The organism is Marinibactrum halimedae, from assembly GCF_021234875.1.
Classification (GTDB): Bacteria; Pseudomonadota; Gammaproteobacteria; order Pseudomonadales; family Cellvibrionaceae; genus Marinibactrum; species Marinibactrum halimedae.
Map to the genome: position 1 here is coordinate 17,435 of NZ_JAJQVM010000034.1, position 12,960 is coordinate 30,394.

At 45.3% G+C, this 12,960-nt stretch carries 6 protein-coding genes; 5 read left to right on the forward strand and 1 reads right to left on the reverse strand.

From position 1 onward, the window contains the following. Positions 1–64 precede the first annotated feature (64 nt). Positions 65–2,419 (reverse strand): GH92 family glycosyl hydrolase, encoded by a 2,355-nt coding sequence (locus LU351_RS17000; RefSeq protein ID WP_232595290.1) that lies wholly within the window; start codon positions 2,417–2,419, stop codon positions 65–67. 408 nt (positions 2,420–2,827) lie between these two features. On the opposite strand from LU351_RS17000, the gene LU351_RS17005 reads away from it, so the two are divergent. The 5 genes from LU351_RS17005 (at position 2,828) to LU351_RS17025 (ending at position 12,955) form a co-directional block, all read left to right on the forward strand. Continuing rightward, a complete protein-coding gene (locus LU351_RS17005; protein ID WP_232595291.1) occupies positions 2,828–3,847 on the forward strand; it encodes a LacI family DNA-binding transcriptional regulator in 1,020 nt (339 codons plus the stop codon). A gap of 414 nt (positions 3,848–4,261) precedes the next feature. Next, positions 4,262–7,231: a TonB-dependent receptor gene (locus LU351_RS17010; RefSeq protein ID WP_232595292.1), complete on the forward strand. Its 2,970-nt coding sequence runs from the start codon at positions 4,262–4,264 to the stop codon at positions 7,229–7,231. A gap of 158 nt (positions 7,232–7,389) precedes the next feature. Further along, complete coding sequence (locus tag LU351_RS17015) at positions 7,390–9,264, forward strand: endo-beta-N-acetylglucosaminidase (protein WP_232595293.1); 1,875 nt, start codon at positions 7,390–7,392, stop codon at positions 9,262–9,264. A gap of 58 nt (positions 9,265–9,322) precedes the next feature. Next, on the forward strand, positions 9,323–10,234 hold the full coding sequence (locus tag LU351_RS17020; RefSeq protein ID WP_232595294.1) for a glucosamine kinase nucleotide-binding domain-containing protein: 912 nt from the start codon (positions 9,323–9,325) through the stop codon (positions 10,232–10,234). A gap of 66 nt (positions 10,235–10,300) precedes the next feature. Beyond that, the gene (locus tag LU351_RS17025; protein WP_232595295.1) at positions 10,301–12,955 is read left to right on the forward strand and encodes a beta-mannosidase; all 2,655 of its coding nucleotides are present in this window, start codon (positions 10,301–10,303) and stop codon (positions 12,953–12,955) included. Positions 12,956–12,960 lie beyond the last annotated feature (5 nt).

Consider the following 12,960-nt stretch of genomic DNA (forward strand, 5'->3'; position numbering starts at 1 on the left):
CTTCTATTGAATATTCAGTTAATGAGCGATCAATGTTGAGACGATTAATTATTGGAACGATCAATTATTGAGACATTGAATATGGGTGAGCTTCTGTACCGGTAGCCCATTGGGTATTCGGTGCCGACCCCATATCAAACGTTAAGCTGCCGCCCTTTTGAATATCACCATGGGAAATCCACGTCTTCGGGTAGGCTTTACCATTAAGCTCGGTGCTTTGAATATAAGGCGTGTGACGATTGTTATCACCGGCCTCGACTCGGAAGGTATTGCCGTTTTCCAACGTCATGGTGATTGCATTAAATAATGGGCTACCAAAAACATATTGGTCGGTGCCCGGCGTAACCGGATAAAAACCTAACGCACTGAAGACGTACCAAGCAGAGGTTTGGCCGTTGTCTTCATCGCCGCAGTAACCGTCGGGTGTGGGGGCGTAGAGTTTAGTCATAACTTCACGAACCTTTTCTTGGGTTTTCCAAGGTTGGTTTGCGTAGTTATACAAATAGGTCATGTGTTGAATGGGTTGGTTACCGTGGGCGTAGTTGCCCATATCCACAATCTGCATTTCCCGGATTTCATGAATAGTAAATCCGTAATAGCTATCGTCAAACAGCGGTGGCATTTCAAACACTTCATCGAGCTTAGCAACAAAGGCCTCATTGCCACCCATTAACTGCTTGAGCCCTTCCACATCATGGAAAACCGACCACGTGTAATGCAGGCTATTCCCTTCGGTAAAGGCATCGCCCCATTTCAGTGGGTTAAATGGCGATTGGAAGCTGCCGTCTTCATTTTTGCCACGCATCCAACCACTTTCAGGGTCGAATAAATGGGTATAATTATTAGCGCGTTGACGGAATAATTTTGCGTCTTCCTCTTTACCGAGCACAGAGGCCAAACGATAAATAGTGTAATCGGCAAACGCGTATTCGAGCGTGCGAGCGGCGTTTTCATGTATCCCAACATTGTAAGGAACATAGCCCAGGTCATTATAATAATGGACCCCTTCTCGCCCGACGGAACTCACCGGGCGCCCTTCATCCACTTCGGCGTTCTTTAAAATGGCTTCGTATAAGGTATCGATATCGATATCCGTAATGCCTTTTAAATACGCATCGGCAATATTAACCGCAGAGTTAGAACCAATCATTACCCCACGGTGCCCAGGGCTCGCCCATTCTGGTAGCCAACCAGATTCTTTATAGGTATTGGCCAAGCCTTCCATAATGCGGGCATTTAAATCGGGGTACATTAAGGTGAAGAACGGAAAGACCGCTCGGAAGGTATCCCAAAATCCGTTATCGGTATACATATAACCGGGCAGAACTTCACCATTGTAAGGGCTGTAGTGAACCGTTTCATTCTGTTCGTTAATTTCGTAAAACGCACGGGGGAACAATAAAACGCGATACAATGAAGAATAAAAGGTTTTTACCTTCTCGATATCGTCGTCTTCAACTCGTAAACGAGAAAGTTCTTTTTGCCATACCGAGTGTGCTTGCTGCTGGGTTGCCTCAAACGTTTGGTCGCCAATCTCGCGATTTAAATTTAATTGTGCCTGCGCCGGGCTGATAAACGAAGAAGCTACTTTTACATTCACTTGTTCGTTATCGTTTGTTTTAAATTTGACAATGGCGCCAACATGTTGACCTTGGCTTTCCAGGGTGTTTTCTTGTAATACCCAACCATCATTCCATGTGTGCGAAAGATCAAAATCTTTATCGAATTGCGCAACAAAATAATTATGGAAATTGTCAGGTACACCGCCATGGTTATTTCGAGCATAACCGATAATTTGACGCTTCTCTGGCAATACTTTCACCATAGAGCCTTTATCAAACGCATCTAAAATAAGATAAGCGCTATCGGTTTCGGGGAAGGTAAATTGAAAATGGGCTGCCCGTTCTGTCGGAGCGACTTCTGCAGTCACATCGTAATCGGCTAAATACACTTTGTAATAATCGGGGCGTGACACCTCGGCTTTATGAGAAAACCAAGAGGCCCTTTTTTCTTCTTTAAATTGCAGTTCACCGGTTACGGCCATTAATGAAAAAGCACCGTAATCATTTAACCAAGGGCTGGGCTGATGGGTTTGTTTAATACCCCGAATTTTTTCATCGTCGTATTTGTACGTCCAGCCATCCCCCATTGGGGCGGTCATGGGCGTCCAGAAATTCATTCCCCAAGGGGTCGCAATGGCGGGATAAGTATTGCCATTAGAAAGGCTGAATTTCGAATCCGTTCCCATTAATGGATTAACGTATTGAACTACATCGGTTTCTACAAGATTCACGTTTGTCGACACGCTAACACTGCTATTTTTTGAAGCGATCGCGGAAGAAGACTCTTGTTGTAACGAAGGTGTACAGCCGGAGAACACAAATGTGAGTGCGGCCGTGATTAAAACTGGTTGTCTCATTAGTCGGCTCAATGCAAAAGTTGCTTTTATTATCGTTGTGATTAACTTGATTAAATTCAGTGTAACCGGTTACACCATATTGGTCTATATTTTCGAAAAAAATTATCCGGTTTATAAAAACAAAATCATTAACCTACTGTTATATATGAGTTTTATTAAAATGTAACTTGTTTCATTTGGGTGGATTATGCTATAAAATGATTACAAAGTGGGCGGAATATCATAGAAATACAACATCACACCGCTTCAGATTTGCCTTCGAGAGGCTCAAAACGAGATGTTGTACCAATAGATGTTGCACTAATAGATGTTGTACCAATAGATGTTGCACTAATAGATGTTGTACCAATCAACAAACCGATCAACAACCAAATAACCGATAATGTAGAAAAAGGACGTCGGCAAAGCATGACCAGTATCCGAAAAGTAAGCGCCATTGCGGGCGTCTCCATTGCCACCGTGTCTCGGGCACTCAAAACCCCCGAGCAAGTTTCGCCCGGCACCCGTCAAAAGGTATTGGATGCGGTAAAAGAAGCGGGGTATCGCCCCAACTGGTTGGCCACCAGCGTTAAAACCGGTAAATCAAAATCCATTGTTGTCCTCGTCCCTAACCTTTTGAACGCGTTTTTTCAGCGTATTATTGAAGGCATAGAAAGTGCCGCCCAAGAATGCGGATACACCGTTTTATTGGGAGATACTCAAGGCAGAAAGACCCTTGAGAACGAATATGCCAGTATGGTGTTGACCAGTCGGGCCGATGGCCTGATTCAGCTAGACCACTGTTTTCCCTTTTCAGACAATGACGCCGAGCTTGCCCGATCCATTCCTATGGTGAGCGTGGGAGAACGCATTGAAAGCCAACACCACTACCCCTTTATTCATTTGGATAATTATTCGGCAGGCCGAGCCTTAGCGCACCACTTAATCAGTTACGGGCACGTCCGTTTTGGTGCCATTGCCGGGCAAATTCAAAGCCAAATCTACCGAGATCGGCTCAGCGGTTTTAAAAGTGTGCTTGCCGAAGAGAATATTGATTTTCCAGATTCTATGTTGGTAGGCGGAAGTTACACCATCGAAGAAGGTATCCGAGGTGTGAATGAATTAATGAAGCATAAAAAGCCACCAACGGCGATTTTTTGCTTTAATGATGATATCGCCATTGGTGCAATTCACCAGCTGCGCAGCTTAAATTATAAGGTTCCCAAAGACGTATCGGTGGTTGGGTTTGATAATATTCGCGTATCCGAATTCATGCACCCTCCTCTTACTACCATCGATCAGCCTGCCTATGAAATGGGCGTAAAAGCCGTTGAGATGCTGTACCGTATGATGCATAACCAAGAATTATTACGCACACGAGAAATTATGCCTTTTACTTTACTTGAACGTCACAGCAGTGGGCCAATTAATCGTTCAACGTCACAATAATTTCGTCGTTTATTTAAGCAGTGGTTGACATTGAATGAATGACCGGTCTACCATCAGGTCATTAGTTGATGAAACGCGTTACAAATTCGCTTTTTACTATTTTTAAGGGCTTTTAAGCCCTTTTAAATGGTCACCCAATGTAACCGGTTACATTCAATTAGACCTTGAAATGTAACAAATATTCAAGATGGGATGATAAACAATCAATTTTCTCACCTGTCAGAGAAAAACAACAAGGTAAAACAATAAAAATAAATCGCGTCGTCATTACAGAATTCACCGCAACAAAGCATCACCAAAAAGCTTAGCAACATAGAGATAACTCATTGCAGTTCTAAAATGGCTTCGTCATAACAGGGGTCAATTGCGCGAGTTTGAGCTCTGTTTTGTTACCGATCCAACAGGAGAGAAGCAATGACCAATAACTATAAAAACCTCCGTTTTCTACAAGAAAAACGTTTCCCCAAAACCCTTCTCAGTATCGCTATGCTCAGCGCCGCCAGTTTTGCCTCCGCACAACAGGCAGAGCCCGCCTCTTCCGATTCTGCTGAGTTACTGGAAGAAGTGGTTGTTTCAGGTATCCGCGCCAGTATGGATCGTAATTTAGACATTAAACGTATGTCTGGTGCGATTGTTGATGCGATTACGGCAGAAGATATCGGTAAATTCCCCGATAAAAACGTGGCGGACTCTCTTCAGCGTGTACCGGGTATTGTCATCAACCGTGATGGTGGTGAGGGCGCGCAAGTCAGTATTCGTGGTTTATCTTCTGACCTCACCTTTACCCAACTCAATGGTAATTTTATTGCTTCGTCTCCAGGTGAACCTTCCCGCTCTTTCGATTACACCTTGCTTCCTGCCAACTTTATTCAACGGGTTGAAGTCTTTAAAAGCCCAGAGGCGCGCCTTGATGAAGGCGGTGTTGGTGGTACCGTTATTCTACACACACGCAAGCCATTAGATATGGATGCCAATTCCGGCATTTTAAATGTTGAAGCCACTTATGCCGATGTAACTGAAGAGTTTGAACCCAACTTTTCAGGTATGTATTCATGGAAAAACGACGATGAAACCTTAGGATTTCTCGTCGGTTATACCCGCCAAGAACGCACCAATAGAACCCTTTCTGGCACGGCTGAACCTGGTGGCGGCTGGCGCTGGATTGGTGACAGCCCAGCGGTAGATGTGAATGGCAATGAATTTACTGATAGCACACGCCGCTTTGGCCCCATCACCGATGCGAGTGGAACCACGCACGAGGGAGCTTGGATTCCTCAGGTTGTTGGTACAACAGTGCTGGAAGAATCTCGGGAGCGTGAAGGCATTCAGTTAAGTGGTCAGTGGCAACCTACGGAAAGAATGGAATTAGGGGTTAATGTTTATCATTTCTCACTAAGCCAAGACAGAACGGAATCTCAATTTATGATTCCAGAATGGCGCTACAACCCCGATTATCTAACCGATGTCCACTACGATTCATCAGGTACGGTGGTCACAGGCGTTGATTTTGCTAACACACCAGATAATCAAAACTTAGAATTCCCTTGGATTTTAGGTGGATACATTGAAGAAGAATCCACTTCCGATACTTACGATTTTAACTTTGCCTATGAAGGCGATGGGTATCATGTAAAAGCCATTGTTGGGCATACCGAATCAGAGGGCGGGCCTAGTGAGTCATGGCGCGCAGCTTATAAAGCCACAAACCCTGCCGCTGGGCCTAACTCGGATATCGTTGAAAGTGCTGCGCAAGTGGCCGGCTGGAACCTCAACGGTCGAGTGAATATGTATACCGACCCGAACATTCTCACTAATCTACTCAACGGCTTTGGAGGCAATGCGGACATTGGTTCAACCAATTCGAGCTTTGCTGTCAGTGATCTGGAAGAAGATTACATGCAATTGGACGTGGAATTTGATGTGGAATTTGGCATCTTCACCACGATTCATACGGGTATGAAATACCGTAGCAGTGCTTTGCATCGAGAAACACGAAACACCTTCTTCGTAGAACAAGAAACGATTGATGGTTTAAATAATGGCACCATCGACCCGGATGATTTAGGGGACTTAGGGTATCAACGTATTGGCGGTAACCCAGAAACACGCGACATCCTTAACACCTCTCCTGAAGATAATATTACCGGTGGCTTTGGCATTAATGTGATGCCAACCATTAACTGGGGCCGTTATCGCAGTATTGTTTCCAGTAATTATGAAAAATACACCCGTCGTGAGCCTAACTTTATTTTTGAAGTTGAAGAAGACATCACGTCTGCCTACCTACAAGGTGATTTCGCCCATAATGATATTCGCGGTAATGTGGGTGTGAGAGTTGTACAAACGGATGTTTCTACACTATCCACAGATCTATTTACCTATTTGATTGACGATATTGTTGACGGGGCACCTCGTGATAGCAATGGTAATTTACCACGCACCAGCGGCGAGGATCGTTTAATTGATGTATTTACGCCTATCAATCAAGATACCGATTACACCCACGTCTTACCCAGCTTTAATATTGCTTGGGATGCAACAGATTACTTAGTGGTACGTGGTGCATTAGCCAAAACCATGTCTCGCCCTGGCCTTTCAGACCTTGCTTCACCTCAGCGCTTAACCTTTGTTTCTCAAGAGTGGTCTGATGACAGAGCTTCAGAGAATGTTGTACAAGAGCAAGGCTGGTCTGGTCGAGGCGGGAACGATGGCCTAGAACCGTTAGAGGCAGTGCAAGCGGATTTGTCTGTTGAGTACTACTATGCCGAAGGCTCAGCAGTGGGGGCGGCCCTATTCAGTAAAGAAATTGATAATTTTGTCGTCCCTTTACAAATTTCTTTAACCAATAATTTTGACGGCTTTAGAGATATTGTTCCAGCTGGCAATATCACCATCGAGCCTTTTGAAACGTTTGCCAACGGAACAGATGCAACCTCCCGAGGTATTGAACTTTTCGCACAACACGCGTTTGACAATGGGTTTGGCCTTTACGCCAACTACACCTACAACGATACCAACCAAGCCGATGTAAGCTTGAACGGAGAAAAAGTCGGTGAATCCGCATTGGTAGGCAGCTCAGAAGACCAATACAACCTCTCAGCTTACTACGAGAACGACGATTTTAGTGTTCGCGTTTCTTATAACCGCCGTGGCGAACAAATTCTTGGTTTGTCAGATGGTATCAACACCTTTGCCGACGAGTATGAACAGATTGACGTCAATGCGAGTGTAAACTTAACGCCTGACCTGACCTTAACGGCGTCCATCATCAACCTGACCGAAGAAGAAGAGTTTGTTCGCTTAGGTAATGATACTAGCGCTCGCTTGTTAAGAAGTTCTTATTCTGGTCGACGCGCCTTCCTTGGCCTTAATTATCAATTTTAATGTACCGAATTTACCCATGCTTGGTTAAGCGTGGGTAAAAACGTTTTTATTGCGATGCCCCTTAGTTGTCAGCCTCGACATGAGTGCTGGCAACATTTTTATCTCATTTTTTTTACCACTGTGATAACGGTGTTTCGTTTACATTAAGGCCATGTAGTATGATTAAGCGAAAGAACAAACCTGGGTTATTGTCACAACCATTCACTGCCCCCCTACTTTCACTGGCTTGCGCTTTGTTTAATACCGGGTGTACCGAATTGAATTCGGAAGAACCTATTGTTCCAAGTACGCCGGTATCGTCCACAACGATTATTTCAGATAAACCCCCGTTTGCATTAACACTGGCTCAGGTCAAGGAATGGTCACCGAACTCAACGCTCTCAACGGCCAGCAATGTCTCCTCTGTGCCTTTGGCAAACAGACGCCCTACGTTTCTTAATGCAGCTCAAAAATCGTTAGATACTTCTGTAAAAGTGCTTTATGCCCCCGATGGTATGAATAACTTTTCCAATTATTTAACCACTCAAGAATCGTTTAATTTATATAACTTTACTCACTGGCCCTATATTGATGTCCTTAATTGGTTTGCCGGTACGGCAGATCATACCGTGCAAATTCCAGCAAAACCTTGGGTAGAAACCGCCCATAAAAACGGTGTAAAAGTGATTGGCTCGGTCTTTTTTGCCATCGATCAATGGGGTGGCAATCCGGCGACGATGGAATTGTTTTTAGAACAAGACGACCAAGGGCATTTTATTTTTGCCGATCAGTTAATTCGTATTGCGGATTATTATGGTTTTGATGGTTGGTTAATTAATCAAGAAACTCATCTGACTTCCATCAAAGATGAAAACAATAATCTCGTAAAAGATGAAAAAGACCCAGAAACCGGAAAAAGGTTGGCCAAACAACTCTTAACATTTATGAAATACCTCACCGCAAAAGCACCAAAAGAGATGGAAATTCATTGGTATGACTCTATGGTGATGTCGGGTGAAGTGAAGTGGCAAAATGCCTTAAACGATAACAATAAAATGTTTTTGCAAGATGATGTCGCCTCAGCCGATGCCATCTTTTTAAATTATTGGTGGGATCAGCCGATGATTCAAAACTCCCACCAAAAGGCCCTCGAGATTGGCCGCTCCCCTTATGATGTGTATGTGGGGGCAGATTTATGGCCCTCTCGTACCGCGCAAAAGGCGTTCGAAAACGACACATGGATTGACGATCTTTTTGTTGAAAACGGCACCCGTGGTTTAGGTTCTATTGCCCTATTTGCGCCGAATTTTAACTATAATTACGATTCGCCCAACAGCACTTTGCCCTCCCCCTATGCGAATTTTAAAGAACACCCTGAGCGTGTAATGTCTTTTTATGAGGGTGAGCAACAATTATTTGGTGGTGATGATCTTAACCCTTTCTACCCTGATGAAGGCTGGAAAGGCATTGGCCGTTATGTACCGGCGAAAACCACACTCACTACCCTGCCATTTGAGACCACCTTTAACACTGGGCAAGGCAAAAAACGAGTGGAAGAAGGCGTGTTGTTAAGCGGTGAATGGACCGACATTCGTCAACAAAGTCCTCTGCCCACATGGCAATTTGCGGTTCTTTCCAATAATAATCAAACGACTAAAGCGGACAACCTTATCGTTAAAAACGTTCGCTATGATTTTGATACGGTCTTTGACGGCGGCAGTTCACTCTTACTCGAAAATACCCAAACCGATTTTGATATCGATATTCCCCTGTACGGCACTTTTCTTTCACTAAAAAACCCTTTTTCGCTGAATGTGGTTTTTTCTGGTGACAGCTCAGGCACCCAGGTGTACTTAGACCTTGAAAATCGAGGGCGTGCTTTTTTTGATCTGTCCAGCCCTTCTGCATCGGTAAAAACCATTAATAGTTGGACAAGCGTAACTTTTGATTTGTCGGAATTTGAAGGCATGACCATACAAAAAATCGGCATTGTTCAACAAGCATCAACCAATCGCAGTGCATCATTGAATATTGGCCGGTTATCCATCCAATAAAAGCAGGCTCTGTCTCTCAATTTTTCACTGGACATCAAAAATCGAAATGGCATTTACGATGACAACGACTTCTGAAGCGGTTTTTTTTGTGGGCATTGATGCCGGTGGCACCCATTGCCGGGCCACTTTGCAAGCCTCTAACGGACAGACGTTAGGTGAAGGCCGCTCTGGGCCAGCGAACATTGCCAATAATTTTGAGCAATCCTTACACTCCATGGTATCGGCTGTCACGAATGCCATCGAAAATGCCGACTTGCCCAGTGACACCCTTCAGAATGTGGTCGTGGGCGCCGGTGTTGCGGGTTTACACCTACCGGATTTAAAAGAAAAACTTTCCCAGTGGGATCACCCGTTTAAAGCTTTTTATTTTACCACCGACTTATGGATTGCCACCCTCGCCGCCCACGGCAAGCCCGAAGGGGCAATGATTATTTTAGGCACAGGCTTTAGCGCATTAGGCCTGATCAACCAAGAGGTATACGCCATTGGGGGTTATGGTTTCCCCATTAACGCTAATGGCAGTGGTTCGTGGTTTGGGCTAGAAGCCGTAAAAGCCGTGTTGTTGGCGGTCGACGAGGTAGGCCCCTCAACACAGCTCACTGAGAAATTATTAGCCAACCACACGGCCTTAAGCCTCGCGACCGTATTGCAAAACGCCCCCGCTCAACAATTTGCACAGTTTGCGCCTTTGGTTTTTGAGTGTGCTCAGGCAGGTGATGATGTTTCGCTGTCTTTAATTCGAGATGCCGCCGAATTTGTACAGCGAGTAATGCAACGTTTTATTCACCAAGGGATTCATAACATTGCCTTCTGTGGCGGCGTCGCGCCGGTCTTAATGCCTTGGCTCGATGCGTCTTTCACCGATTATATTGTTCCAGCCAAAGCGAAACCCGAGCACGGGGCGCTTCTTTTTGCACAGCAACATTTTGCACAACAACCACTTTCTAACGCTGCGCTTCCAGCGACGTAATTTCTAACCCAATTTCACCATGATGAATTTGTTATTCATTCAGAGATCAAAGCGAACCGAACGTTTATGACTTCTTATACCGTATCCGATACCAACCCATTACCTCTGGCTGGCCAATGGGCGTTTCGTCAGAAAGGCACCACCACGTGGTTAACCGCTCAGGTGCCGGGCAATAATTTTACCGATCTTCTGGCGAATCAAAAAATCGAAGATCCGTTTTATCGAGATAATGAAAACGCCCTGCAATGGATTGAGCAGGAAGATTGGGAATATCGTAAAACCTTTGAAGTAACCGAAACCCAATTGAATCACTCAGCCATTGAGCTGGTCATTGAAGGGTTAGATACCTTTGCGGAAGTTCGAATCAATCATCAATTGGTCACCTCCAGCCAAAACATGTTTATCGGGCAGCGGGTTTCCTGTAAAGAATACCTCGTGGTGGGCACCAACCAAATTGATGTTCTGTTTCGCTCGCCGATTAAAGAAGTCATGCCTCTGTTTACAAAAGCAGGCTATACCTATCCGGCAGAAAACGATAAATCGGAAGAACGCCTCAGTGTGTATTGTCGAAAAGCGCCCTGCCACTTTGGTTGGGATTGGGGGCCACGCTTTGTTTGTTCTGGTATTTGGCGAGACCTGTATTTCGATTTTATCGATACCGCATTGATTAAAGACGTTACCTTCGAGCAACAGTCATTGGATGAAAATACGGCTCACTTTTCGCTTAACGTTGAGATGGATGTCTACAAGAGTATGGAAGGCGAATTGTGTGTAACGGCGAAACTCAAAGCGCCCAATAACGCTTCTGAAGCCAACCCCTCTATTTTGGAATCCACAGTCCCTTTTAACGTTACTGTCCCTGAAGGCTCGTTCGTACAAAAAGCGCACCGATTTAGCCTATCCATTGAACAGCCCAAGCGCTGGTGGCCCAATGGCTTGGGCGACCCTTCGCTGTATGTGTTTTCCGTTTCACTTAAGAATAGGTCGGCAACGGATACTGAAAACACCGTTTTAGCGTCTTACGATTTGCAGGTGGGTTTTCGAACCATTGAGGTGGTCAATCGCCCCGATGACATGGGGGAATCCTTTTATATTAAGGTCAACGGCCACCCGGTGTTTATGAAGGGCGCCAACTACATCCCTTCCGACAGCTTTATCCATCGGGTCACCGAAGCAGAGCATCGCCAAACCTTTGAATCGGCCTCTTACGCCAATATGAATATGCTTCGAGTCTGGGGCGGTGGCGTTTATCAAGACGACGTCTTTTACGATTTAGCCGATGAATATGGCATTCTCATCTGGCAAGACTTTATGTTTGCGTGCAGTTTGTATCCTGCCCACGAGACGTTTCTCGATACGGTTCGTGAAGAAGCCATCTACAATATTCGCCGCCTTCGCAACCACCCCTGCATTGCGTTGTGGTGTGGAAATAATGAAGTGGAAATGGGCATTGCCCATTGGGAATGGCCTGAAAAATTCAACTATTCCAATGACTTATACACCAAACTTAAAGAAGATTATTTTTTACTTTTCGATCAATGTTTGCCCAGCGTCTTAAAGGAGTACGCGCCAGACCTCTTCTATTTGCGTTCCTCTCCCATTGGATTTTGGGAGCGTGATGAAGACAACAAAGGCAATCATCACTATTGGGGAGTGTGGCACGGAGAAGAACCGTTTACCGAATACCAACAACGCATTCCTCGCTTTATGAGCGAATTTGGTTTTCAGTCTTTCCCCTTGTTGGCGTCCATGCAGCAATACACCTTGCCGGAAGACCAACATCTAGAATCGCCCGTGATGCAGGTTCACCAGAAGCACCCCCGTGGGAACCGACTGATCTCCAGCTACATGGAAAATGAGTTCCACACACCAAAAGATTTCGAAAGCCTGCTGTACTTAAGCCAAGTTCAACAAGCCATGGGCTTAAAAATGGCCTTCGATGCGCACCGCAGTGCCATGCCCTTCTGCATGGGGTCGCTCTATTGGCAGCTGAACGATACCTGGCCTGCCGCCTCATGGTCTGGCATTGACTATTTTGGTCGTTGGAAAGCGCTGCATTACCAAGCCAAACGCAGTTTCACACCACAGTCGTTAGTCGTCACACAAACGGTCGTCACGCAAACAGAAAGCACGACCACAAGTGATTCAGAATTAAAAGACCAGACTCTCAAGGTCCAGTGTATTTCCGATGCACTCACCCCCATCACCGGCACCCTTCGATTAACCTTATTGGACTTTGAAGGCACGGTTTTATGGGAACAACGTTCGGCCATCACCACACCGATCAATGGTGCCCAGTCGGTTTTTGAGTCGCCCATCCGTGTGTTATTAGAATCCGTTGACCCGGCCACGGTCGTGTTCCATGCTGAGTTGATCGATGACAGCGGCAAATCCCTCACCCACGCTCATCACTTTTTGGTGCCCTGTAAAGCACTGGCATTATCAAAACCCGCGATTCGAGTTGAGACACAGTGCTCGCCGGGTTTACTGGCGGTGATTTTGTCGTCGGATGTGTTGGTGCGTCAGCTCTTCGTTAACTTACCAACCGTCACCGAACCAGATACACAAAAGACCGTTAATTTTTCTGATAACTTTTTTGATTTATTGCCCGGTGAAACCAAAGTGATAGTTATGCCCATTTCCGGCAAAACCACCGCGCAGTTGTATGGGTTGGCCGAGCAGCTAACGTTATTTAGTTTGTACGACAGTTATCAATCATAGGGAAC

Coding starts and splice junctions, on each gene's coding strand:
- LU351_RS17000 (WP_232595290.1), bottom strand. CDS start 2,419: ATGAGACAACCAGTTTTAATCACGGCCGCACTCACATTTGTGTTCTCC.
- LU351_RS17005 (WP_232595291.1), top strand. CDS start 2,828: ATGACCAGTATCCGAAAAGTAAGCGCCATTGCGGGCGTCTCCATTGCC.
- LU351_RS17010 (WP_232595292.1), top strand. CDS start 4,262: ATGACCAATAACTATAAAAACCTCCGTTTTCTACAAGAAAAACGTTTC.
- LU351_RS17015 (WP_232595293.1), top strand. CDS start 7,390: ATGATTAAGCGAAAGAACAAACCTGGGTTATTGTCACAACCATTCACT.
- LU351_RS17020 (WP_232595294.1), top strand. CDS start 9,323: ATGACAACGACTTCTGAAGCGGTTTTTTTTGTGGGCATTGATGCCGGT.
- LU351_RS17025 (WP_232595295.1), top strand. CDS start 10,301: ATGACTTCTTATACCGTATCCGATACCAACCCATTACCTCTGGCTGGC.